The 22,707-nt window shown below is 68.3% G+C and carries 22 protein-coding genes; 12 read left to right on the top strand and 10 right to left on the bottom strand.

Annotated elements, in window-relative coordinates:
- Positions 1 to 161: 161 nt before the first annotated feature.
- The 5 genes from SPI01S_RS11420 (at position 162) to SPI01S_RS11400 (ending at position 8,198) form a co-directional block, all read left to right on the top strand.
- On the top strand, positions 162 to 2,495 hold the full coding sequence (locus SPI01S_RS11420; RefSeq protein WP_066722227.1) for an alpha-N-acetylglucosaminidase: 2,334 nt from the start codon (positions 162 to 164) through the stop codon (positions 2,493 to 2,495).
- On the top strand, positions 2,492 to 3,640 hold the full coding sequence (locus SPI01S_RS11415; protein WP_066722226.1) for an acyltransferase family protein: 1,149 nt from the start codon (positions 2,492 to 2,494) through the stop codon (positions 3,638 to 3,640). The genes SPI01S_RS11420 and SPI01S_RS11415 overlap by 4 nt, the downstream gene beginning before the upstream one ends.
- Positions 3,641 to 3,753: 113 nt before the next feature.
- Positions 3,754 to 6,516 carry a cyanophycin synthetase gene (cphA, locus tag SPI01S_RS11410; RefSeq protein WP_066722224.1) on the top strand — a complete coding sequence of 921 codons (2,763 nt, stop codon included), beginning with the start codon at positions 3,754 to 3,756 and terminating at the stop codon, positions 6,514 to 6,516.
- A complete protein-coding gene (locus SPI01S_RS11405; protein WP_066722222.1) occupies positions 6,509 to 7,405 on the top strand; it encodes an isoaspartyl peptidase/L-asparaginase in 897 nt (298 codons plus the stop codon). The genes cphA and SPI01S_RS11405 overlap by 8 nt, the downstream gene beginning before the upstream one ends.
- Positions 7,398 to 8,198: a cyanophycinase gene (locus SPI01S_RS11400; RefSeq protein ID WP_066722220.1), complete on the top strand. Its 801-nt coding sequence runs from the start codon at positions 7,398 to 7,400 to the stop codon at positions 8,196 to 8,198. Before SPI01S_RS11405 ends, SPI01S_RS11400 begins: the two co-directional genes overlap by 8 nt.
- A gap of 9 nt (positions 8,199 to 8,207) precedes the next feature.
- Here the strand turns inward: SPI01S_RS11400 and SPI01S_RS11395 are convergent, their stop codons facing one another.
- Complete coding sequence (locus SPI01S_RS11395) at positions 8,208 to 8,807, bottom strand: alpha/beta hydrolase (protein WP_066722218.1); 600 nt, start codon at positions 8,805 to 8,807, stop codon at positions 8,208 to 8,210.
- A gap of 270 nt (positions 8,808 to 9,077) precedes the next feature.
- On the opposite strand from SPI01S_RS11395, the gene SPI01S_RS11390 reads away from it, so the two are divergent.
- The 6 genes from SPI01S_RS11390 (at position 9,078) to bfr (ending at position 13,336) form a co-directional block, all read left to right on the top strand.
- Positions 9,078 to 10,106, top strand: coding sequence for a sensor histidine kinase (locus SPI01S_RS11390; RefSeq protein WP_066722217.1), 1,029 nt, complete (start codon positions 9,078 to 9,080; stop codon positions 10,104 to 10,106).
- 67 nt (positions 10,107 to 10,173) lie between these two features.
- Positions 10,174 to 10,587: a DUF3052 family protein gene (locus SPI01S_RS11385; RefSeq protein ID WP_066722215.1), complete on the top strand. Its 414-nt coding sequence runs from the start codon at positions 10,174 to 10,176 to the stop codon at positions 10,585 to 10,587.
- Between the two features lie 82 nt (positions 10,588 to 10,669).
- Positions 10,670 to 11,323 (top strand): nitroreductase family protein, encoded by a 654-nt coding sequence (locus SPI01S_RS11380; RefSeq protein ID WP_245653562.1) that lies wholly within the window; start codon positions 10,670 to 10,672, stop codon positions 11,321 to 11,323.
- Between the two features lie 10 nt (positions 11,324 to 11,333).
- Positions 11,334 to 12,578 carry a DUF418 domain-containing protein gene (locus tag SPI01S_RS11375; RefSeq protein WP_066722211.1) on the top strand — a complete coding sequence of 415 codons (1,245 nt, stop codon included), beginning with the start codon at positions 11,334 to 11,336 and terminating at the stop codon, positions 12,576 to 12,578.
- A 34-nt stretch (positions 12,579 to 12,612) separates the two neighbouring features.
- Positions 12,613 to 12,783 (top strand): (2Fe-2S)-binding protein, encoded by a 171-nt coding sequence (locus SPI01S_RS11370; protein WP_010545522.1) that lies wholly within the window; start codon positions 12,613 to 12,615, stop codon positions 12,781 to 12,783.
- 70 nt (positions 12,784 to 12,853) lie between these two features.
- On the top strand, positions 12,854 to 13,336 hold the full coding sequence (gene bfr / locus SPI01S_RS11365; RefSeq protein WP_066722209.1) for a bacterioferritin: 483 nt from the start codon (positions 12,854 to 12,856) through the stop codon (positions 13,334 to 13,336).
- Positions 13,337 to 13,518: 182 nt separating this feature from the next.
- On the opposite strand, the gene der is transcribed toward bfr, so the two are convergent.
- From der to SPI01S_RS11320, 9 genes are all read right to left on the bottom strand, one after another.
- Positions 13,519 to 14,886, bottom strand: coding sequence for a ribosome biogenesis GTPase Der (gene der, locus SPI01S_RS11360; protein WP_066722205.1), 1,368 nt, complete (start codon positions 14,884 to 14,886; stop codon positions 13,519 to 13,521).
- 123 nt (positions 14,887 to 15,009) lie between these two features.
- Positions 15,010 to 16,341 (bottom strand): outer membrane protein assembly factor BamB family protein, encoded by a 1,332-nt coding sequence (locus tag SPI01S_RS11355; RefSeq protein WP_066722203.1) that lies wholly within the window; start codon positions 16,339 to 16,341, stop codon positions 15,010 to 15,012.
- The gene (locus tag SPI01S_RS11350) at positions 16,338 to 17,051 is read right to left on the bottom strand and encodes a tetratricopeptide repeat protein (protein WP_066722202.1); all 714 of its coding nucleotides are present in this window, start codon (positions 17,049 to 17,051) and stop codon (positions 16,338 to 16,340) included. The genes SPI01S_RS11355 and SPI01S_RS11350 overlap by 4 nt, the downstream gene beginning before the upstream one ends.
- 73 nt (positions 17,052 to 17,124) lie before the next feature.
- Positions 17,125 to 17,985 (bottom strand): 3-methyl-2-oxobutanoate hydroxymethyltransferase, encoded by an 861-nt coding sequence (gene panB, locus SPI01S_RS11345; protein WP_066722201.1) that lies wholly within the window; start codon positions 17,983 to 17,985, stop codon positions 17,125 to 17,127.
- Positions 17,986 to 18,033: 48 nt separating this feature from the next.
- Positions 18,034 to 18,411, bottom strand: coding sequence for a hypothetical protein (locus SPI01S_RS11340; RefSeq protein ID WP_066722200.1), 378 nt, complete (start codon positions 18,409 to 18,411; stop codon positions 18,034 to 18,036).
- A 138-nt stretch (positions 18,412 to 18,549) separates the two neighbouring features.
- On the bottom strand, positions 18,550 to 18,897 hold the full coding sequence (locus tag SPI01S_RS11335) for an ArsC family reductase (protein WP_066722199.1): 348 nt from the start codon (positions 18,895 to 18,897) through the stop codon (positions 18,550 to 18,552).
- A gap of 6 nt (positions 18,898 to 18,903) precedes the next feature.
- On the bottom strand, positions 18,904 to 19,317 hold the full coding sequence (locus tag SPI01S_RS11330) for a GNAT family acetyltransferase (RefSeq protein WP_066722198.1): 414 nt from the start codon (positions 19,315 to 19,317) through the stop codon (positions 18,904 to 18,906).
- Complete coding sequence (locus tag SPI01S_RS11325) at positions 19,314 to 20,576, bottom strand: YceI family protein (protein WP_245653561.1); 1,263 nt, start codon at positions 20,574 to 20,576, stop codon at positions 19,314 to 19,316. Before SPI01S_RS11325 ends, SPI01S_RS11330 begins: the two co-directional genes overlap by 4 nt.
- A gap of 163 nt (positions 20,577 to 20,739) precedes the next feature.
- Positions 20,740 to 21,582 (bottom strand): DUF1521 domain-containing protein, encoded by an 843-nt coding sequence (locus SPI01S_RS11320; RefSeq protein WP_169804502.1) that lies wholly within the window; start codon positions 21,580 to 21,582, stop codon positions 20,740 to 20,742.
- Positions 21,583 to 21,762: 180 nt separating this feature from the next.
- On the opposite strand from SPI01S_RS11320, the gene SPI01S_RS11315 reads away from it, so the two are divergent.
- Entirely contained in the window at positions 21,763 to 22,686 is a 924-nt protein-coding gene (locus tag SPI01S_RS11315) for a Tle-like phospholipase domain-containing protein (RefSeq protein ID WP_066722195.1), read from the top strand.
- Positions 22,687 to 22,707: the final 21 nt, after the last annotated feature.

Genomic DNA, 22,707 nt, shown 5'->3' with positions numbered 1-22,707 from the left:
GGAGCGATAACCGAGTGGCCAATGGATTCCGGCTTTCGCCGGAATGACGGACTGGAGGGGAGGCGGCTGGTCTCTCGATGCGCCTGCCTGGAATAACCGGTGGGGGCGAGGCCGCGTCGACGGCGCCGCCACCACCCATGTCGTTGATTGGAGTTCCCGACTTGGCCGATTTCGCCGCCCACCGTCTCCGTTTTCTCGGCCCGGTCGCGGCCGGCCTCTTGATCAGCGCTCCTGCCGTCGCGCGCCCGGCAGCACCTGCCATCGCCGCTGCACCGCAATCCGATGTCGCCGCCGCACGCGCCGTGCTGGCGCGCCTGGGGGTCGATACGCGCAAGATCGACCTGGCGCTGGTGCCCGGCACTACCCCGCAATTCCACGCCCGCACCGCCGCCGGGCGGTTGCGCATCGAAGGCTCCTCGCCCGTAGCACTGGTCCGGGGTGCCGCCCGCACGCTGGGCCGGCAGGGCAGCCTGTTCGTTTCCTGGGAGGGCGTCCGCACCCGCCCGCTGGTGATCCGCGACGGCTATGACAGCGGCGTGGTCGCCTCGCCCTTCTCGCTGCGGACGTACCTCAACACCTGCACCTATGGCTACACCACCCCCTGGTGGAACTGGGGGCGCTGGGAGCGCGAGATCGACTGGATGGCCACGCACGGCGTCGACACGCCGCTGGCGATGGAAGGGCAGGAACATGTCTGGCGCGCGCTGTGGCGCGAGCAGGGCATGAGCGACACCCAGATCGCCGCCGGCCTTTCCGCCGCGCCTTTCCTGCCCTGGCAGCGCATGGGCAACATCGCCGGCTATCGCGCGCCGCTCTCGGCCAACTGGATCGAGAAGAAGCGCGTCCTGCAACGCCAGATCCTCGCCCGGATGCGGTCGCTCGGCATGAAGCCGATCCTGCCGGCCTTTTCAGGCTACGTCCCCGAAGCGTTCGCCAAGGCGCACCCGGAGGCCAGGATCTACCAGATGCGGCAATGGGAGGGCTTCCCGGGCACCTATTGGCTCGACCCTTCGGATCCGTTGTTCGCCAAGCTCGCCGCCCGCTTCCTCCAGCTCTACACCGCGACCTACGGGCCGGGCGACTATTACCTCGCCGACGCCTTCAACGAGATGGTGCCACCGATCGCCGAGGACGGCAGCGACGCCCGCGCCGCGACGTACGGCGACGCCATCGCCAACACCGCCGCCACCCGCGCCGCCACCCTCCCCAAGGAAGTCCGCGACGCCCGGCTAGCGGCCTATGGCGAACGGCTCTACCGCTCGATCACCGCCGCCGCGCCGAACGCGACCTGGGTGATGCAGGGCTGGCTGTTCGGCGCTGACAAGGCGTTCTGGACGTCAGATGCCATCGCCGCCTTCCTCTCGAAGGTGCCCGACGAACGCATGCTGGTGCTCGACATCGGCAATGATCGCTATCCCGGCATCTGGAACGCGACCAAGGCGTTCTACGGCAAGAGCTGGGCATACGGCTATGTCCACAATTACGGCGGCAGCAATCCCGCCTATGGCGACCTGAATTTCTACCGCAGCGACATGACCGCCGCGCTCGCCAACCCCGGCCATGGCCGGATGCGCGGCTTCGGGCTGTTTCCGGAAGGGCTGCACAGCAACAGCATCGCCTATGCCTATGCGTACGACCTCGCCTGGGGCGAGATCGACGCCAAGGGCGCGGCCCGCCCGCTCGACGCTTGGCTGGGCGACTATACCAGGGCACGCTACGGCAAGACCTCGCCCGCGCTGGTTGCGGCGTGGGACAAGGCCATCCAGGGTGCCTACACCACCCGCTACTGGACGCCGCGCTGGTGGCACGAACAGGCCGGCGCCTATCTGCTGTTCAAGATGCCAACCCTCGACGGCGCGGACTATCCCGCCGCCCCCGGCGATCCCGTCGCGCTGCGGGCCGGGATCGAAGCGCTGCTAGCCCAGGCCGGCCAGCACAGCGGCGAGCCGCTCTACACCTATGACGTGGTCGATCTGGTCCGCCATTATGCCAGCGTGCGGCTGGACGACCGGCTGAAGACTGCGGTGGCCGCCTACAAGGCCGGCGATCTCGCCACCGGCGACCACGCGACTGCCGCCGCGGAGAAGCTCGCCAAGGGCATCGACGCGCTCGCCGGCAACCAGCAGGAAACGCTGGGCAGCTGGCTCACCAACGCCGCCGCCTATGGCGACACGCCCGCCGAGAAGGCGGCGTTCGTCGAGCAGGCCAAGGCGGTGGTGACCGTGTGGGGCGGCACCGGGCACCTTTCCGACTATGCCTCGCGCGCTTGGCAGGGTCTCTATGCCGGCTATTACTGGCCGCGCTGGCAGCGCTTCCTCGCCGCCCAGCGCGCCGCCGCCGCCGCCCATACGCCGTTCGACGCCAAGGCCACCGCCGCATCGATCCGCGACTGGCAGGCCCAATGGCTCAAGGACGGGAAGATGTGGCCCCGCCAGCGCCCTGTCGCGCCGCTAACGCTTGCCCGCACGCTCCTCGCAGAAAGCGACGCCCGATGACCGAAACCCAGGCCAACACCGCCGCAGCACTCGCCGGCAAGCCGCGCTTTCTGGCGCTCGACGTGTTTCGCGGCGCGACGATCTTCCTGATGATCCTGGTCAATACCTCGGGCCCGGGCGCCGCGCCCTACCCCCAGCTGGTCCACGCCAAATGGTTCGGCTTCACCCTGGCGGACCTGGTGTTCCCCACCTTCCTGTTCGCGATGGGCAACGCGATGAGCTTCGCCTTCCGCAAGCCGGTGCCGACCGGGCCCTTCCTCGCCCGGCTGTTCAAGCGCGGCGCGATCATCTTCGTGCTCGGCTATCTGATGTACTGGTTCCCCTTCATCGAGCACGGCGCGAATGGGTGGGAACTCAAGCCCTTCGCGCTCACCCGCGTGCCGGGCGTGCTGCAGCGGCTGGCGCTCTGCTATGTGGTGGCCGCGCTGCTGATCCGCTGGCTCAAGCCCCGCCAGCTGCTGCTCGCGGCCATCGCGATGCTGCTCGGCTATTGGACGATCCTGCTCGCCTTCAGCCCGCCGGGCCTGGCGTTCGACAAATACGCCAATATCGGCACGCAGATCGATCTGTGGCTGCTCGGCCCGGGGCATCTCTACAAGAAGGATGCGGGCTTCGATCCCGAGGGGCTGCTCGGCACCCTGCCCGCCACCGTCAACGTGATCGCCGGCTATCTGGCCGGGCTCGCCATCGTGCAGGGCGGCGACCTGCGCCGCACCGTCGGCCGCATGGCACTGGTCGGCGTGCTGCTGGTGCTGGCCGGGCTCGCCTGGTCGCCCTGGTTCCCGATCGCCAAGAAGCTGTGGACCAGCTCTTATGTGCTGCTCACCGTCGGGATCGACCTGGTGCTGCTGGCCGGCGCGATCTGGCTGATCGAGGTCGCCGGGTTCAAGCGCGGCACCCGCTTCTTCACCATCCTCGGCCGCAACCCGCTGGCGATCTACCTCTTCTCCGAGCTGTTCGTGACCGTGCTGGGCATGATCCCCATGGGCGACCATGGCGGCGTCTACGATGCGGCCGGCGTGGGCATCTTCCAGATGGTCGCGCCCGGCCCGCTGGGCTCGCTCCTGTGCGCCTTCGCCTACACGATGCTGTGCTGGGCGGTGGGCTGGTGGATGGACCGCAGGGGCCTGATCCTGAAGGCCTGACAAGACAGTTTTATTTCAAATAGTTGATCCGCATCAGTCTGGGAACGCTGGGAAAACTGGGCCGTTGGAGCGGCTCAGGCGACGGTTCTCGACGCCCCTTCTTGAGGTCAACTATGACAGCGTTGGTGCAGCCGGCCGAATTCGCGCGTCCGGCTTCGGCGAACGGAATGCGGGTGCTGGAGCGCAGCGTCTATCGCGGCCCGCACCTTTACAGCACCCGAGCGATGATCCGCATCCAGATCGACCTGCGCGATCTGGAGCAAAGGCCGAGCGACAAGCTGCCCGGCTTCACCGATGCGCTGCTCGCGCTGCTCCCCGGTCTTGGCGTGCACGGGTGCAGCTACCAGCGCCCGGGCGGCTTCGTCGAGCGGCTGCGCGAAGGCACATGGGCAGGCCATATCATCGAGCATGTCGCGCTGGAGCTGCAGACGCTGGCCGGCGCGCGCGTGACCCGCGGCAAGACCCGGTCGGTGAAGGACCGGCCGGGCGTGTACAACATTCTCTATACCTATCGCGACGAAGCGGTCGGTCTCGCCGCCGGCCTTGCCGCGATCCGGCTGGTCGCCGATCTGCTGCCAGAACCGCTGCGCAGGGTGGAAGGGCTGCAACTGCTCGGCGTGGCCCCGCTCGATGCGCCGCAGGACGTGCGCGCGATCGTCGCGTCGCTCCAGGCGCTCCTCAAGGCCAATGCCCTCGGGCCTACCACGCGCGCGCTGGTCGAGGCAGCGGAGCGGCGCGGCATCCCGGTGACGCGGCTGAACGAGCAGAGCCTGATCCAGTTCGGCTACGGCAGCCGCCAGAAGCGCATCCGCGCCAGCATCACCGGCGACACCGCGCAGATCGCGGTCGAGATCGCCGGCAACAAGGCGGTGACCAAGCAGCTGCTCGCCGAGGCCGGACTGCCGGTGCCGCGCGGCGTGGTGGTCCGGCGGGTCGAGGAAGCCCTGGCCGAAGCCAAGCGCCTGCGCTGGCCGGTGGTGGTGAAGCCGCTCGACGGCAATCACGGCCGCGGCGTCACCACCGGCATCGCCGACGAGGACGCGCTACGCACCGCCTTTGCGCTCGCCGCCCAGCACGGCCGGCGGGTGATCGTCGAGCAGCAGGTGCCCGGCAACGACCACCGCATCCTCGTCGTGAACGGCAAGGTCGTTGCGGTGGCGGAGCGCGTGCCCGCGCAGGTGATCGGCGACGGCTTCCATTCGATCGCCCAGCTGATCGACGATCTCAACCAGGATCCACGCCGCGGCGTGGGGCACGAGAAGGTCCTAACCCGCATCGCCCTGGACGACGCGATGATGGCGCTGCTGGCAAAGAGCGGCCGCACGCCTGGGTCGGTTCCAATGGCCGGCGAACTGGTGATCCTGCGCGACACCGCAAACCTCTCCACCGGCGGCACGGCCGTCGACCGGACCGACGTGATCCACCCGGCCAACCGCGCCATCGCCGAGCAGGCGGCGGCGGTGGTCGGGCTGGACGTGTGCGGGATCGACTTCCTTTCGCCCGACATCCGCCGCCCGGTGGGACAGACCGGCGGCGGCATCGTCGAGGTGAATGCCGCCCCGGGCTTCCGCATGCATCTGGAGCCCTCCAGCGGCACCCCGCGCGACGTCGCGACCCCCGTGATCGACATGCTGTTCCCGCGCGGGAGCCGCAGCCGGATTCCGATCTTCGCGATCACCGGCACCAACGGCAAGTCGACCACGGCGCGGATGGTGTCCCGCATCCTCTGCCACGCCGGCAGGAATGTGGGCATGACCTCGACCAGCGGCATCTATTTCAACGGCCATCTGATGGTCGAGGCGGATGCCAGCGGGCCCAAGAGCGCGCGCTCGGTCCTGCGCAATCCGGCAGCAGACGTGGCCGTACTCGAGACCGCGCGCGGCGGTATCCTGCGCGAAGGGCTCGGCTATGACAGTGCCGATGTCGGCGCGGTGCTCAACGTCACCGCCGATCATCTCGGGCTCAAGGGCATCGATACGATCGAGGAACTGGCGCAGGTGAAAGGCGTGGTGGTGGAAAGCGTCGCGCGGCGCGGCCATTCGGTGCTCAACGCCGACGATCCGATGTGCCACCGCATCGCCCGCCATGCCCGTGGCACGATCCTCTGGTTCTCCCTCAGCGGCGGCGGCGATCTTTCGGATCACCTTCGCCGCCACATCGCCGAGGGCGGCATGGCGGTGGTGCGCGAACCGGGCAGCTATGGCGGCTGCATCGTGGTCCACCGCAACGGCGAACGGATCGAGCTGATGCCCGCCGCCGAGATTCCCGCCACCTTGGGCGGAATCGCCGAGTTCAACATCGCCAATGCGCTCGCCGCGGTGGCGATGTGCGTGGCGCAGCGCGTGCCGCTGGATGCAATCCGCGAGGGGCTTCACGCCTTCAGCGTCTCGTTCGAGGATTCGCCGGGCCGCCTCAACATCCATGACGCAAACGGCATGCGGTGCATTCTCGATTATGCGCACAACCCCGCCGGCCTGCGCGCGCTGGGCCAGGTGATCGAGCGGATGCGCGGGCGCTACAACCGGGTGATCGGCATGGTCAGCATCCCCGGCGACCGGCGCGACTGCGACATCGTCGAGATGGGCCAGCTCGCCGGGGCCTATTTCGACGAGATCGTGTTCCGCGAAGCGCCCGACGGCCGGGGCCGCCCGCGGGGCGAAACCAACGGGCTGATGTCCGAAGGCGCGATGCAGGCAGGGGTGCGCCCGGACAAGGTGCATCGCATCGTCGACGAAATGGACGCGGTCGACATGGTGCTGCAGCTCGGCCGCCCGGGCGACCTGCTGGTGATCATGCCCAGCGCGATCCAGGCGGTATGGGATCGCATCCTCGCCTTCCGGCCCGAAGCTGCGGTCCGGGAGAAGCTGCATGCCTGAAGCAGCGCGTTGGGCCATCCTCGTCCACGGCGGCGCCAAGACGATCGACGCGGCGCTCCACGACCGCAACCGCGCCGGCTGCGCCGCCGCTGCCGAAGCCGGCGCAGCGATCCTGCGGGCCGGCGCCAGCGCGGTGCTGGCGGCCGAGGCGGCGGTGCGGGTGCTGGAGGACGATCCGGTGTTCAACGCCGGCTTCGGCTCCGTCCTCACCAGCGACGGCACCGTCGAGATGGACGCGGCAATGATGGAGGGTTCCGACCTCACCCTGGGCGGCGTGACGGGCGTGCGGCGCGTCCGCAACCCGGTCAGCGTTGCCCGTGCGATGTTGCCGGCGCGCCCGGTGCTGCTCGCCGGCGAGGGTGCGGAGCGGTTTGCGGCGCAGAACGGCATCGCGCTTGTCGAGCCCGATACGATGCTCTCCCCGCAAGCGCTCGCCTCGGAGAACGCCAGGGCGCACGACACCGTCGGCTGCGTGGCGATCGACGTCACCGGGGCGATCGCCGCCGCTACCTCCACCGGCGGCCTGCCCGGCAAGCATCCCGGACGAATCGGCGATTCCCCCGTGTCCGGTGCCGGCCTCTATGCCGACGACACGCTGGGCGGCTGCGCCCTTTCCGGCGACGGCGAGGCGATCCTGCGCACGATGCTGGCGGGCCAGGTGATGCACGCGCTCGAGCGCGGCGGCAGCGCCGTCGAAGCGGCCGAACACGCCATTGCGCGGCTCGGCCGGGTAGGCGGCGAAGCCGGCGCGATCGTGGTGGCGCGCTCCGGCGCGTTCGGCATCGCCCATAACAGCGACCATTTCGCGCTGGCGCTGCATGCAAGCGGGCTCGATGCCCCGCGCGCTGGCGTCCACCGCGACGAATTGAAGGACCTCCTGCATGGCTGACCGTGGCGGACCGCTCATCATCATCGGCGGTCATGAAGACAAGGACGGCGACAAGACCATCCTCCGCGAAGTCGCCGCGCGGGTAAAGGGCGGCAAACTCGTCATCGCCACCGTTGCCAGCCACCGGCCCGAAGGTTATTTCGACGCCTATCAGAAGGCATTCGGCGCGCTGGGCATCGACAATCTGGTCGAGCTCTACGTTCATGAACGCGGCGACACACTAGAGCGCGAGACGCAATCGGTGTTCGAGGGGGCTGCGGGCATCTTCTTCACGGGCGGCGACCAGCTGCGCATCTCCAGCCAGATCGGCGACACGCCGGTGGAGCGCATGGTGCGCGACATCCATCGACGCGGCGGCGTGGTTGCCGGCACTTCGGCCGGCGCCTCGGTGATGAGCGAGACGATGCTGGTGAAGGGCACCAGTTCGGAATCGCACCGCATCGGCGATCTGCACATGGCACCGGGCCTGGGGCTGGTGCGCGACGTGATCATCGACCAGCATTTCGCCGAGCGCGGCCGCATCGGCAGGCTGCTGGGCGCGGTGGCGCAGAACCCGCGCGTGCTCGGCATCGGCATCGACGAGGATACCGCGATCGTGCTGGAGGGCTGCTGCTTCCGCGTCGTCGGTGCCGGTGCCGTGACGATCGTCGACGGGTCGGGGGTCACGCGGTCCAACATCGCCGAGGCGAGCCCGGAACGCACGCTATCGATGCACGATGTGCGTCTGCACGTGCTGAGCCATGGCGACGAGTTCGATCTCGACGAACGGCGGCCTCTTACTCCGAAGGCGTGAGCGTGCCGCTCAGTCCTGGTCGGGTGCCAGCACCGCCGCCAGCGCGTCCGCGGCCTGGGCGCGGCGCTCGACGATGCCCGCGGTCATCCGCAGCACCAGCTCGCGTGCGCCCTGCCAGTGGCTGCCGCTGCGGCGGGCATGGGGAAGCTGGGGCATCCCGCCCACCGCGCTGCCCCAGCCGGCGGCGAGCGCCTGCACCCGCTCGGCCACGGCGGCATCGGGCGTATCGCCGCTGAGCAGCAGCGACGGAAAGGGCAGCCGGATCCTGGGCGAGGCGAAATGCGCAGCGTCGCCCTCCCCCGCGATCGGATCGATCAGCAGCGCGCCGGCGACGCGCGTGATATAGTCGTGCGGCGAGAGCCGGGCCCACCAGGTGGCGGCGAAACAGCTGGCGCCGTTCGCCACCAGCAGCACCGGGCGTTCCGCATGGAGGATCGCCGAATCGAGCTTGGCCGCCCACAGGCTGCGCTGGCGCGGCGTCTCTTCCGAATAAGCGAGATGCGCATCGGCCCGCAGCGGCGCGCCGAACAGCGCCGAAAGCGCGCGGGCGGGGCCGTTGCCGGTGCTGATCACCGAAAACCGATCCAGGGGGGTCGTCACGAGGGTCATGGCGAGTCTTCCCGTGTGCAAGTCGACCGAGGCTATATGCGAGCGGGACGCCGCGCAATGCGGATCCTGCGATCGGCGTCGCAGCTGCCGCACATCTCGGCGCGCGACCATGCGTGCCGCGCCGCCGCGCCGGGAGCCATGGCTCTCCCTCGGCAAAACTCGGCGGCAGCGCTTGCGTCTGCAATGTTTCTGAACGATGAGGGAGACAGCCCGGCCGTTCGCCCCTGAAGAACAGCCACGGAGCGGGCGGGGGCGGGGCAACGGGTGGCAATGAACTCCTTTCATGGTACGCTGGAACATCTGCCCTTGCTGCAAAGCCGAAGGGGGCTGGCCTACGCGATCACGCTGGGGTTCTGCGCAGTGGCCTGGTGGCTCCGGCTGGTGCTCGATCCCTATTTCCCCCCGGGCTTTCCCTATCTGACGTTCTTCCCGGCGGTGATCCTCGCCTCGTTCCTGTTCGGACGGGGGCCGGGCGTCGTCGCCGCGCTGCTGTGCGGGTTGCTCGCCTGGTATTTCTTCATCCCGCCGTTCTGCAGCTTCGCGCTGGCGCGGGGCACCGGGGTGGCGCTGCTGTTCTATGTCGGGGTGGTCACGGTCGACATTCTGCTCGTCCATTGGATGCAGGTCGCCAATGCCCGCCTCGCCGCCGAGCGCGAGCGCAGCGCGGCGCTCGCCGCCAGAACCGAGATCCTGTTCGAGGAGCTGCAGCACCGGGTCTCCAACAACCTGCAGATGGTGGGCGCGATGCTTGCCCTGCAGCGCCGGGGGGTCAAGGACGGCGAGGCCCAGCGGGCGATCGGAGAAGCGGCGGCCAAGCTCCAGCTGATCGGCCGCATCCAGCGTCGGCTCTATGGCAGCCGCGGCGAGCCGCTGGCGCTGGATGCCTTCATCACCGCGCTGGTCGAGGATCTGGCCGAAAGCGGCGGAAATCCCGGCATCCGGCACGTGGTGGAGGCGAACAGCGCCGTGCTCCTGCCGCCCGATCGCGCCATCCCGCTCGCGCTGATCGTCGCGGAGGCGATCGCCAACGCGGTCGAGCACGGTTTCGCCGATCGCGCGACAGGCAATATTCTGGTCCAGGTTTGTGCAGAAGACGAGCGCGTCTCGCTGACGATCCACGACGACGGCGCGGGCGTGGCGGAAGGGTTCGACGTCGCGACCGTCGACAGCCTGGGCCTGCGGATCGCCCGCAGCCTGTGCCAGGGCCTCGGCGCGGAGCTCCGCATCGTCCCCGGCAGGCCCGGCACGCGGGTGGAACTGCACGACATCTCGATCGGGCCGGCGCCGCGCCCGGTCTGACCGCGATCAATGCTGCTGGCGCCGCGAGGGGGCATCCTGTAGGCTGATCCCAAGGAGGGCGGCGACCATGGAACAGCGTTCTGGCACCCCGATGGCGACGCGGCTCGGCTTCAAGCCCGGCATGCGCGTCTGGTTCCACGACATGCCGCAGGCGGTGCGGGACGCAATTGCCCCCGAACGCGCCGCGCTGGAAGAACTGGGTTGCGCGACCGACGGCGTGCAGGGCGTGCATCTGTTCACGTCCCGCCGCGATCACCTCGAACGCGAACTGGGGGCGCTGCGCGGCCTGCTGGCCAGCAACGGGTTCTGCTGGGTATCCTGGCCGGAACAGGACGAAGCTTCGGACCTTGCCCGCGGGACGGTTGCCGATGTCGCCGCCGCCCAAGGCTGGGAGGAACGGGATCGCTGCGCCTTTCAAGGCTGGTCCGGCGTCAAACTCACCCCGTGCACCGCGCCGAATGCTGTAAAAAGCACGACATAATCGCTACTCCGCATAACAACCGAATAGACATATGCGGCGCGTTCGGCGACGTTCCGCGCCGATATTCTCTATGAAACCTGATATGCGGCCTTGGACTCCTGACATCGATCTGCCGGATCACGAGCGGATCGCCCACGCCGCTGCCTTTTGCGAGCGGATGGCGACCCGTCACAGTTGCCGGAGTTTCTCTGCCGATCCGGTGCCGCGCGCGATCATCGAGACCGCGATCGCCGCCGCCGGCACTGCCCCCAGCGGCGCCAATCGCCAGCCCTGGCATTTCGCCGCCCTCTCCTCCCCCGGCGCCAAGACCGCACTGCGCGTGGCGGTGGAAGAGGAGGAGCGCAATTTCTACGGCGGCATCGGCGGGAGCGAATGGCAGGGGCTATTGCGCAACCTCGGCACCACGGCCGACAAGCCGTATCTGGAAATCGCGCCCTGGATCATCGTCGCCTTCGGGCAGACCAAGGCGAGCGACACCGATCGCTTCCCCAATCCGCAGCTCGTCGAAAGCGTGAGCCTGGCCTGCGGCCTCCTGCTGACAACGTTGCACCTCGCGGGCCTGGCGACGCTGGTCCACACCGCGACTCCGGCGCGTTTCCTCAACCGCCTGTGCCGGCGCCCGGAACTGGAAAGGCCGATCATGCTGATCGTCACCGGCCACCCCGCGCCCGATGCGACGGTGCCCGCCGCGGCGCTCGAACGCAAACCACTCGATCAGATCGCCAGCTGGTTCTAAGCGCACTCGGGTGCAACACCCGACCAGCGTCCGCCTGCCATCGCTCGATCTCGTCCGCGGCACTGCGCTGCTCGGCATCCTGCTGCTCAACATCGTCAGCTTCGGCATGCCCGAGGCAGCCTATTTCAACCCGCGCGCCTATGGCGGCTGGCAGGGCGCCGACCTGATCGCCTGGGCCGTGAACTTCCTGTTCTTCGACGGGCGGATGCGCGGACTGTTCTCCTTCCTGTTCGGCGCGTCGCTGCTGATCGTGACCGATGCGGCGGAGGCAGCAGGCCGCGACCCGGCGCGCGCGCATTATGCCCGCATGGCATGGCTGTTGCTCTTCGGCCTCGCGCACCTCTGGCTGGTCTGGCATGGCGACATTCTTGCCCATTATGCACTGGTCGGCATGATCGCCTTCCCGCTGCGCAAGCTGCCCGTGTCGCGCCTGGTGAGCCTGGGCGCGGTGCTGGTGCTGGTAAGCACGGCGCTGTTCGGCATGCTGGCGCATGATGCCTGGCGCATGTCGCTCGCACCCCAGCCGGCGCACGGCGAATATGCTTCGCTGGTCGAGGCCTTCGGGATACCGCCGGAAAGCCGCATCGCCGGGGAGCTGGCGGTCCGCCGCGGCGCCTATGCCGGCGTGGTCGCGCAGCGATTTCGCGAATATGCCGGCAGTCCGCTCGCCCTGCTGACGCTCTATGGCTGGGAGACGCTGGGTTACATGCTGTTCGGCATGGCGGCGCTGCGCAGCGGGCTGCTTGCAGGCGCCTGGCCCCGCGACACCTATCGGCGGTGGTGGCTTCGCTGCTGGGCGATCACCCTGCCCGTCTACGCTCTGCTGGCGGCATGGCTGATCGCTACCAGGTTCAGCCTCTCCTCCGTGCTGCTGGCGGCGGTGACGCTGCCGGGTCTGGTGCGACCGGTGATGATCCTCGGCTGGGCCTGCCTGATCCTGTGCATTGCGCGCTCCGATGGCTGGCTCACCCGGCGGGTGGCAGCGGCGGGGCAGATGGCCTTTTCCAACTACCTCGCGACCAGCCTGCTCTGCGTGGGGTTCTTCGACGGCTATGGCCTGGGCTGGTTCGGCCATCTCTCCCGCTGGCAGCTCTATCCGGTGGTGCTGGGCGTATGGGCGCTGCTGCTGCTCTGGTCGCAGCCCTGGCTGATCCATTTTCGCTATGGGCCGCTGGAATGGCTGTGGCGCAGCCTGGCGCGCGGCAGGCTGCAACCCATTCGCAATAGCCTTGCGAATCGCTCGCAGTCGCACTAGATCTCTTCGCAGCGAGAGAATCGAGGGAATGTCGATGGTCGTCTGCGTGTGCAATGCCCTGCGGGAACGGGAAGTCCGGGAAGCGGCGCGATCCGGCGCGCAGAGTGCATGCCAGGCGTATCGCGCACTCGGCTGCCAGGCCAAATGCGGCCAGTGCGTCCCCTTCGCCCGCGCAATCATCGCCGAGGAACGCGCCGCCGCATAAAGCCACTTCCTAGGTTCCGTCCCGATCGTTTCGCGGCTAGGCTGGCCGCCGAACGACAAGGGATTTGTATATGAAGGGCGACGCCAAGGTTCTCGAGTATCTCAACGAGGTGCTGAAGAACGAGCTCACCGCGATCAACCAATATTGGCTGCACTACCGCATGCTCGACCATTGGGGCGTGCAGAAGCTCGCCCAGTTCGAGCGCCACGAATCGATCGACGAGATGAAGCACGCCGACTGGCTGGCGGAGCGCATCCTGTTTCTCGATGGCCTGCCCAATTTCCAGCTGCTCGGCCGCCTGCGCATCGGCGAGACGGTGGAAGAGCTGCTTCGCGCCGATCTGGCGCTGGAGGTGGAGGCGATCGCCGTGCTGCGCGACGCAATCCAGCATTGCGAAACCGTCCGCGACTTCGTCAGCCGCGACCTGTTCCTCAAAATCCTCGAGAGCGAGGAAGAGCATGTCGACACGCTCGAGCGCCAGTTCGACATGATCGAACGCATGGGGCTGGAAAACTACATCCAGCTCAACAGCAAGCCGACCGAAGCGGAGTAAGTGTTTCGACCTCTCAAGGGAGGTCGACAACCTGCCACACTATACTCGTCATCCCCGCGAAGGCGGGGATCCATTGATGGAGCCGTCAGGGCTCCTGCTAAACCGTTCTGGCAAATGGATTCCCGCCTTCGCGGGAATGACGAAGGTGCTGGGGGAGGCGGCAGTCATGGACTGCCCCGCCCTCAATCCTTGCTGTGGTCGAACGGGTTCTTCGGCGCGCGCAGCACCAGCCGCACCGGCACCGCGCCGAAATCGAACTCGCGCCGCAGCCCGTTGATCAGATAGCGCTGATAGCTCATCGGCAGCAGGTCCACCCGCGTACCGAACAGCACGAAGCTGGGCGGGCGCGTCTTGTTCTGCGTGACATAGCGCGGCTTGATCCGCTTGCCGCCCGGCGCGGGCGGCGGATTGGTTTCGATCGCGCGCTCGAACCAGCGGTTGAGCTGGCCGGTCGACACGCGGCGTGACCAGGCGTCGCGCGTCTCGAACGCCACGCGCATCATCGTGTCGAGGCCCTTGCCGGTAATCGCCGAGACGGTGAGCAGCGGCACGCCCTTCACCTGCGCCAGGCCTTCGTCCAGCGCGCCCTTCACACCGTTGAACAGGCTGGAGGCGTTTTCCGCCACGTCCCACTTGTTCATGACGATGATCAGCGCGCGGCCTTCCTGCAGCACGCGATCGGCGATCTTGAGGTCCTGCACCTCCAGCCCGCGCGTCGCATCGAGCAGCAGCACCACCACTTCGGCAAAATCGATCGAGCGCAGCGTATCGGCGACCGAGAGCTTCTCCAGCTTCTCCTCGACGCGCGCCTTCTTGCGCAGGCCGGCAGTGTCGACCAGCCGCACCTTGCGCGGCTTGTCCTCGAAATCGGTCCATTCGTAATCGATGGAGATCGAGTCGCGGGTGATGCCGGCCTCGGGCCCGGTGATCATCCGGTCCTCGCCGAGCAGCCGGTTGACCAGCGTCGACTTGCCCGCGTTCGGGCGGCCGACGATCGCCAGCTTCAGCGGCGCATCGGGGCTGTCGGGATCCTCCTCGGGTTCCTCGTCCTCGCGGTCGACATGCGGCAGCAGCGCCTCGAAGAGATCGGCGACGCCCTCGCCATGTTCGGCCGAGAAGGGGATCGGATCGCCGAGACCCAGCGCCATCGCCTCCAGGATGCCCGACTCGCCCGCGCGGCCTTCGGCCTTGTTGGCCATCAGCACCACGGGGCGGTCGGTCGAGCGCAGCCAGCGGGCGATTTCCTCGTCGAGCGGGGTCACACCCGCGCGGGCGTCGATCAGGAACAGCGAGACGTCCGCCTCGCGCACCGCCGCCTCGGTCTGGGCACGCATCCGGCCCGGGAGCGTCGCGGCGTCCTCGTCCTCATAACCCGCCGTGTCGATCACCCGGAATTCCAGGCCGAGCAGGTTCGCATCGCCCTCGCGGCGATCGCGGGTGACGCCGGGCTGGTCGTCGACCAGCGCGAGGCGCTTTCCGACCAGCCGGTTGAACAGCGTCGACTTGCCCACATTGGGGCGTCCGATGATGGCGACAGTCGGCAAAGGCATGGTCGATTCTCTAACGCAGTCGAAGGGCGACGCAAAGCCGCCGGAAAAACGACAGGGGCCGGAGCGCTGCGCCCCGGCCCCCGAATGGGTATCGCTCCCCGGCAATGGGCCGGGGGAACGGGTTCAGCGATAGGCGCTCAGGCGACCCTTGTCGTCGAGCAGGTAGAGCATGTTGTTGGCGATCACCGGCGCCAGCGACAGCGGATCCTTGGTCTCCTTGGTGGAGAGGATGCTGCCGTCCCTCGGCGACACCGACACGATCTCGCCCAGCGTATTGATCAGCAGCAGGCGGCCGCCCGCGGCGATCGGGCCCTTCCAGGCGACCGGGTTCTTCAGCTTCTTCTCGTTCTTGTACTTCTGCAGCTGGACGATCCAGCGCGGCTTGCCGCTGCTGCGCGACAGGCAGAGCAGGCGCGCATCGTCGGTGACGACGAACAGCCACTCACCCACCGCATAGGGCGACGAGAGGCCGCCGATGCTCTGCTCCCACAGGGTCGAGCCGCTGGTGATGTCGACCGCGACCATCCGGCCGCCCTCGCCCAGCGCATAGACGCGGCCCTGGTCGATCACCGGCTCGGCATCGATGTCCGAGAGCGAAGAGACCGAGGTGGTCATGGTGTTGCGGGTCAGCACGTCGCCCCACAGCGACAGGCCATTCTCGTAGCGATAGGCGTTGAGCTCGCCCGACGAGAAGCCGGCGATCACCGTGCCCTGCGCCGAAGCCGGAGCCGCCACGCCGAACACGCCCTGCGATTCGAGGCTGGCGGTCGCCGTCCAGGATACGTCACCCTTGTCCTGGGTGAGCGCGAACAGCTGGTTGTCCTGCGTCACCACATAGACGTTGCCGTTGGCGAGCGTCGGCGCGCCGCGCAGCGGGCCGCCCGGGCGCTTGCGCCAGATTTCCTTGCCGTCGCCGATCTCGAGCGCGACCACGTCGCCGAGCCCGTTCGAGGCGTAGACATGGTCACCCTCGACGCTGACGCCGCCGCCGAACAGCGCCCCGCGGCTGCGCTTGTCCGCACCCGCACCGGTACGCGCGCTCCACAGCTCCGCGCCGGTGTCAGCAGCCATGGCGTGCACGGTGCCGGCCTGATCGATCACGAACAGCTTGTTGCCTTCGATCACCGGAGAGGCGGCGAGCCGCTCGCTCTTCGAAGGCTTGGCGACCTGGCGCGACCAGACGCGCGAGAGCGACTCGCCGAGCGTGAGGTGGCCCATCGCCTTGGATGCGCTGCCGCCCGGCTGGTTCCAGTTCTCGTTCGTCGCCGCCTCGGGCAACTGAACCTCGATGCCCGCCAGCGTCTTGTCGGCGGTGATGTCGTTCTCGGTCACCAGGATCGGCACACGCTCGCCGAGCACGGGCGTCTTCTTGGCGCCGCCGCCCTTGAAGACACCGCAGCCGCTCACCAGCGCGAGCGCGGCAACCGCCGTTACAACGCGAACCTTCGTGTTCATTTAGCTTGCTTTTCCTGGGTCTGAGCGGTCGTCGTCGGAGCGACCGAAAGCGTCTTTGCGAGTTCGGCGGTGCGTTCGCGGATAGAATCCGGCACCCGCGCACCTGCCTCGCTGAGCTGGCGATAGAGCTTGGCGGCCTCGCCGCGCTTGCCCGATTTCAGATAGGCGGCCGCCACCATCTCGCCGGCGGTGCCGAACCATGCCGAATCGGGGTTGGCGAGCGTGCCGAGCCGCTGGATCACGTCCTGCGGCTTCAGCGTGTCGAACTCGGCCTGGGTCTGGCGAACGAGCGCCAGATCGCGGAACGGCTGGGCGAGCTTGGAATCGGTGACGATGCTGGCGAACTTGGCCGCCGCACCCTTCTTGTCGCCCTGCTGGAACAGCAGGTTGCCCTGGGTGAAGCGCGCCATCGCGGCATAGCCGTCCTCGCCCTGCGCCAGCTTGTCCAGACCAGGCTGCGCCTGGCTAACCTGGTTCTGCGCAGCGAGCTGGAGGGCCGCGTCATATTCCTCGCCGCGTGCCTCGGCGGCGGTGCGCTGGCTGTGATCATAGAACAGCCAGCCGGCGACGGCGACCAGGAAGGCCACCACGCCCACGACGATCCAGATGCCATAGCGGCGGCCGGCGCGGATCAGCTGATCGCGCCGATATTCCTCGTCGACTTCGCGAAGGAAGGCCTCGTCGGTGGTACCGGAAGGAGGAAGCGCCAAAATCTACTCCATGGGTCTGATGCGGCCGCGGACCTTAGCGCCGCGTCCGGTGAACGCAAATCGCCCTACTCCGTCAGTCCTTCGGCGCATAGACCTGATCCGGTCCCGGAAAGGCCCGCGACCGTACCTCGTCGGCATAGGTTTCAACCGCGGCGGAAATGCGGCCAGCCAGATCGTCATAGCGCTTCACGAAGCGCGGGGTCCGCTCGAACAGGCCGAGCATGTCCTCGGCGACCAGCACCTGGCCGTCGCACTCGGCCGACGCGCCGATGCCGATGGTGGGACATTTCACGGCCTTGGTGATCTCGACGGCGATCGGCTCGACCACGCCTTCGACGACGATCGCGAAGGCGCCGGCCTCATCCATCGCGACGGCATCGCCGACGAGCTTGGCGTGCTCGGCCTCGCTGCGACCGCGGGCGCCATAGCCGCCCAGCACGTTGATCGCCTGCGGGGTCAGGCCGATATGGCCGATCACCGGGATGCCGCGCTCGTTGAGGAATCTGACGGTCGGCGCCATCGCCGCGCCGCCTTCGAGCTTCACCGCCGCCGCGCCGGTCTCCTTGAGCAGGCGCGCGGCGCTTTCGAACGCCTGCTGCGGCGAGGCCTCATAGCTGCCGAACGGCATGTCGATCACGACCAGCGCATGGTAGCTGCCGCGCACCACCGCCGCGCCGTGTGCCGCCATCATCTCCAGCGTGACCGGCACGGTGGAAGGCAGGCCGTAGATCACCTGGCCCAGGCTGTCGCCCACCAGCAGCATGTCGCACTGTTCGTCCATAAGCTGCGCCATGCGGACGGTATAGGCGGTCAGCATCACCAGCGGTTCGCCGCCCTTGCGCTTGCGGATCGCCGGCACGGTGACGCGCTTCATCGGCGCGGGCGTGGGATTGGCGCGGCTGGTGGCGGTATCGAGCGTGAGCTGGTGCGACATGGCGCGCGGTCTAGCGGGTCCGGCGCCGCCCCGCCAGCCCGGCGAGGATCAGCGGAGCCAGCCCCTTCGCGTCGCCATGCCGGCAAGCCAGATCTGGAAGATCGTCACGCCCAGGATGAACACCGGGGCGACGAAGGCCTGCACCGGCCCCGAAAGCATGCCGGTCGCGAACAGATAGCCGAACTGCACGATCACCGCCGCGAGCGAGACGACGTAGAGGATGTTGGCCTTGCGCGAGCGCCGCAGCATGGCGAGCGAACCCAGCAGGCTGGCGCCGACACCGATGGCGTAATCGATCAGGAACCAGCGCGGAACCGCCTGATAATACTCCCAGTTCCAGAGAGCGGGTTCCCCCGCGCGGTGCGGCGAGAGCGTCGCATGGGAATAGAAGACGAGGCAGCCGAGCAGCCCCCACAGGACCAGCATCGTTGCGACCGTGCGAAACCAGCTGGCTGGCCGTTGTCGAATATAAGACGCCATGCGATCCCAATAGTCCGTGTCGTTTATCGTGTTAATTTAGGATAAACACGGTGGTTAGGCCATGAACGCGTAAATTTTTCGTGCTCAGAGCACCGCACGGGCATAGCGTTCCGCCGCGAATCCGATCAGCAAACCACCCGGATATTCCAGAACCGGCCGTTTGATCATCGATGGCTGCGCAATCATCAGCGCGCGTGCCTTGGCCGAATCGAGGTCGGTCTTGTCAATCTCGGGAAGCTTGCGGAACGTGGTGCCGGCGCGGTTTAGCAGCGGCTCCCAGCCTTCCGCTTCAATCCACCGGTCGAGCCGTGCAGCGTCCACGCCCTCGGCCTTATAGTCATGGAAAACATAGGAAATTGCGTTGGCGTCGAGCCAGGCCCGCGCCTTCTTCATCGTGTCGCAATTCTTGATTCCGTACAGCGCAATGGTCATGCCGCTTTAGTGGAGGAAACGGCCGAGCGTCACAACCGGCTGCACCTCCAGTCCCAACGCGCGATAGAAACCGATCGCCGCATCATTGCCCTCGCGGACCATCAGCTGGAGCTTGGGGCAGCCGCGGGCGCGCAGCCAGGATTCGGCCGCCGCCATCAGCGTTCGGCCATGGCCCTGCCCCCGCGCGGCTTCCGCAACAGCGACATAATAGACCCAGCCGCGATGCCCATCCTCCCCCACCATCGCGGTGCCGAGCAGCGCCTCGCGGGCGCGGAGCAGCAGGATCGTCGAGGCGACGCCGGTCACCGCCCGATCGAAGTCGGCGCCGGCATCGTTCCACGGCCGGGTAAGGCCCGCCTCCTGCCATAGCGCGACCACCGCCGAACGATCGGCGGTGGTCGCTTCGAGGAGGTGGGTCACTTCGCGTCGGCAGCGAAGCGGAAGGTGACCGCCACCGCATCGGGGATCGTGCCCGGATCGCTCCACTGGCCCTTGCCCACCCCGAACGCCAGGCGCTGCACGGTTGCCGTGCCGCTTGCCTGGGCGTGGTCGCCCTCGATCGTCAGCTTGAACGCGACCGGCATCGGGCGGGTGACGCCGGCCAGCGCCAGCGTACCGTCGGCGACATAGCCGCTGCCCTGCTTGCGGATGCGGGTAGCGGTGAAGCGCGCCCGCGGATGGGCGGCGATGGCGAAGAAATCCTCGCCCTTCAGCGTATCGTCGCGCTCGCCGTCGCCGCTGCTCACCGAGGCGAGGTCGACATCGACCGCGATCTTCGAATGCGCGAGATCGTCGGGACTGAACTGGATGTCGGCGGTCCAGCGGGTGAAACGCCCATTGATCGCCTCGCCGCTATAGACGGTCCGGAAGCCAAGGGAGCCGCCCGGCGCCACCTTCCAGCTGCGCACCGGCATCGCCGCCGCGCTCGCCGTGGGCGACGGCGACGGGCTCGGCTCGAGGGCGGGCGACGCCTCGGGGGTCGGTGCAGGAGCGGCGGCGATGTCGGGGGTCGACCCCGGTGCCGGCACGGGCTGCGACGGCGCCGGCACCTCGGCATGGCCCTGATAGCGCCAGGAGCCGGCAAGGAAGGCCGCGACGCACGCCGCCAGCGCCACCACCACGGCGATCGACAGCGCAGGGCGCCGCGCCAGGGCAGCGGGCATCATCCGCCCGATCAGGTCGTCGCGGAGCAGGTGATGGCGCAGCGCGCCCGCCACGTGGAGCACGAACAGCCCGGCGAGCAGCCAGCCGATCAGGCCATGGATCGTCTCGGCCGGCTCGTTCCATCCAGGACCCAGCGGCAGATGCGGCAGCGGGATGGTGCCGAACAACAGGGTTGGCAGCTTTACCCGCGCGGTGGAGACGATGATCCAGCCGCTCAGCGGCCCCAGGATCATCACGCCGTAGAGCGCCCAGTGCACCGCGCCGGCGAGCAGCTTCAGCGCAGGCGCGCCCTCTGCCGCAGGACGCGGGACGACCAGGCGCACCAGCAGCCGTGCGAGCGAGAGCACCAGGATGAGGATGCCGACCGACTTGTGGAACTGGAAGGCCACGAACATCGTGGCCCGCGGCAGATCCTCCAGCGCCCAGCCCAGCCCGAGCTGGAACAGCAGCAGCAGCGCCAGCGCCCAGTGGAGCAGGATCGCAATCCCGCTATATCGTTCCCGCAATCCCGCCACGCACAGCCTCGCTCATTCTGATGCGCACGCGACGACGCCGCGCACGGCTGCACGCGAACCGAAAGCCGAATCGCTGGCGCAACGAGCGGATGGTGCGCCTTGTGCGGTACGATCGGCAAGACTGCGGCCGGAAACGCTGGGTTCCAGGCCGCAGCCCTTGCCCTCAGGCGAACAGGATCTGGCGGAGCACGCGGCTGCTCTCGGGCGCAGCGGCAGAAGCGCGCGCGCCTGCTTCGAAGCCGAAGCCGAGCAGGCTGCCGAACATCAGGAAGCCGCCGATCGCCGTGCCCAGTTCCGCCAGGCTCGGCATGTCGCTGTCCGGTCCGTAGATCTGCCCGGGCTTGGTAAGGTCCGCATCGGCCTGCGTCACGGTGCCGCCGAGTTCGGTCTGCCAGCCACCCGCGGCCTCGTGCACGGTGAAGCCGTCGCGATTGGCGGCATCGAGCGCATAGCCGTTGGTGGAGACGCTGACCGAAAGGTCGCCCAGCTGCTGCTGGCTGATGCCGTCGATCACAACGGCATTGGTGCCGCGCGTCACTACCACCTGGCTGGCGAAATAGACGTTCGGATTGCTCTTCCCCTGCTCGGTGTTCACCGTGATCTTGGTGCCGTTGTCCAGCTCGAAGGTGGTCGTGCCGTAGAAGTCGAACTGGTGCTTGCCGTTCACGTCGACATGCGGGTCGCCCCACACGCGGGTGCTCTGGCCGGTCGCCTCGTTGACGATCGTCATCTGGCTGTTCCGCTCGTCGATGGCGAGGTGGTAACCGTCGCCAAGATCGATCTGGGCGGTATTCTGCCCGGTCGTCTGCGCGGTGAAGCCGGCCTGGGGCTGCAGCTGCGCGCCGGCGCCCAGCGTGCCCAGCTGGATCGACAGCAGCGACGGCAGCATCGCGGTGGCGAGCGGCCCGGCGCCCAGCGGCGAGAATTGCTGGGCGAGGACGCCGCTCGCCAGCATCAGGTTGGCGGCAGCGAAGGGCGTCGAGGCGGCCGTCGAGATCGTCGTCATGTCCATGCTCCTGCAAATGGGATGGGGGTGCGGACCCGGTGTGATGCTGCTGCTTCCCATGACCGCCGCCGCCGCGGCATCGGCGGATCGCGTAGGGCGCCTAAACGAATCGTCTAGCGACGGCGCCGCCCCGGCGTGGCATCCGGAGTGCGGACGGCTCCATGGCGAGGTACCAGGCAAATGATGTCGGCTGCTGACCAGCTTTCGCGACCCACCGGCATCGCATCCTCCTCGCCGGTATCGACATCGCGGCACCACGCCGCGAACGACGATTTCCAGAGCCGTCACCTGCCCCCGCGCGAGTTGCTTGCCTGGCAGCAGCCCGTGCCGCCGGTCCCGTTCGTTCGCAGCGAAGCCCCACAGCTCACGGTCGAACGGGCCGGCGGACCTTCCACCGTCGATCTCGCGGCCATGGCGGCAGACGTCTACAACGACACGCCCGCCCCGCCCGCCGGCTATCGCGTCGCAAGCAGCGACGATCTGGCGCAGATCGGCCTGCGCGGCGAGGATCTCGCCTCGCCGCAGAGCAGCTTTCGCGCCCGCATCTATGTCGCCGAGGGCGATGGCGGGCCGAATTACGTCGTCAGTTTTCGTGGCACCACCGACGGCAGCGACTGGAAGGCCAATGCACGCCAGGGCGTGGGCCTGCCGTCGGACCAATATGGCCGTGCACTGCTGATCGCGAAGGCGATCGGCCGCCATCCGGATGCACAGGTGACGATCACCGGCCATTCGCTGGGCGGCGGCCTCGCCTCGGCGGCGGCGCTGGCCAGCGGGCGCGACGCGCAGACCTTCAATGCCGCCGGGCTCAGCGATGCCACGGTCCGCCAGGCGGAGACGATCCGGGGCGGCGCCGCAGCGCCGAAGATCGCGGCCTTCTATGTCCGCGGCGAAATCCTCTCCGCCATCCAGGACGGCGGCGACCGGGTCGCCGGGGCCATCCTCGGCGGTATCCCCGGCGCGATCTTCGCCGATGCGTCCGAGGCCTATGGCACCCGCATCCCGCTCGACGCGAAGCAGCCAGAGGGCCAGCACTGGTACCAGGATACGCCGCTCGCCCGCCATGGCATGGACTGGGTGGAGAGCAGCCTGGGCGCACATTGACCCGCGCCGGTCCCACTCCCT

Source organism: Sphingomonas pituitosa NBRC 102491 (assembly GCF_001598435.1).
GTDB lineage: Bacteria > Pseudomonadota > Alphaproteobacteria > Sphingomonadales > Sphingomonadaceae > Sphingomonas > Sphingomonas pituitosa.
The sequence above is the reverse complement of the archived record's forward strand: the minus strand, read 5'-3'. Positions and strand labels throughout refer to the sequence as shown.

Excerpts from the sequence above, each read along its gene's own strand:
- SPI01S_RS11415 (WP_066722226.1), top strand. The coding sequence starts at position 2,492 with ATGACCGAAACCCAGGCCAACACCGCCGCAGCACTCGCCGGCAAGCCG.
- cphA (WP_066722224.1), top strand. The coding sequence starts at position 3,754 with ATGACAGCGTTGGTGCAGCCGGCCGAATTCGCGCGTCCGGCTTCGGCG.
- SPI01S_RS11405 (WP_066722222.1), top strand. The coding sequence starts at position 6,509 with ATGCCTGAAGCAGCGCGTTGGGCCATCCTCGTCCACGGCGGCGCCAAG.
- SPI01S_RS11400 (WP_066722220.1), top strand. The coding sequence starts at position 7,398 with ATGGCTGACCGTGGCGGACCGCTCATCATCATCGGCGGTCATGAAGAC.
- SPI01S_RS11395 (WP_066722218.1), bottom strand. The coding sequence starts at position 8,807 with ATGACCCTCGTGACGACCCCCCTGGATCGGTTTTCGGTGATCAGCACC.
- SPI01S_RS11390 (WP_066722217.1), top strand. The coding sequence starts at position 9,078 with ATGAACTCCTTTCATGGTACGCTGGAACATCTGCCCTTGCTGCAAAGC.
- SPI01S_RS11385 (WP_066722215.1), top strand. The coding sequence starts at position 10,174 with ATGGAACAGCGTTCTGGCACCCCGATGGCGACGCGGCTCGGCTTCAAG.
- SPI01S_RS11380 (WP_245653562.1), top strand. The coding sequence starts at position 10,670 with ATGCGGCCTTGGACTCCTGACATCGATCTGCCGGATCACGAGCGGATC.
- SPI01S_RS11370 (WP_010545522.1), top strand. The coding sequence starts at position 12,613 with ATGGTCGTCTGCGTGTGCAATGCCCTGCGGGAACGGGAAGTCCGGGAA.
- bfr (WP_066722209.1), top strand. The coding sequence starts at position 12,854 with ATGAAGGGCGACGCCAAGGTTCTCGAGTATCTCAACGAGGTGCTGAAG.
- der (WP_066722205.1), bottom strand. The coding sequence starts at position 14,886 with ATGCCTTTGCCGACTGTCGCCATCATCGGACGCCCCAATGTGGGCAAG.
- SPI01S_RS11355 (WP_066722203.1), bottom strand. The coding sequence starts at position 16,341 with ATGAACACGAAGGTTCGCGTTGTAACGGCGGTTGCCGCGCTCGCGCTG.
- panB (WP_066722201.1), bottom strand. The coding sequence starts at position 17,985 with ATGTCGCACCAGCTCACGCTCGATACCGCCACCAGCCGCGCCAATCCC.
- SPI01S_RS11340 (WP_066722200.1), bottom strand. The coding sequence starts at position 18,411 with ATGCTGGTCCTGTGGGGGCTGCTCGGCTGCCTCGTCTTCTATTCCCAT.
- SPI01S_RS11335 (WP_066722199.1), bottom strand. The coding sequence starts at position 18,897 with ATGACCATTGCGCTGTACGGAATCAAGAATTGCGACACGATGAAGAAG.
- SPI01S_RS11320 (WP_169804502.1), bottom strand. The coding sequence starts at position 21,582 with ATGACGACGATCTCGACGGCCGCCTCGACGCCCTTCGCTGCCGCCAAC.
- SPI01S_RS11315 (WP_066722195.1), top strand. The coding sequence starts at position 21,763 with ATGATGTCGGCTGCTGACCAGCTTTCGCGACCCACCGGCATCGCATCC.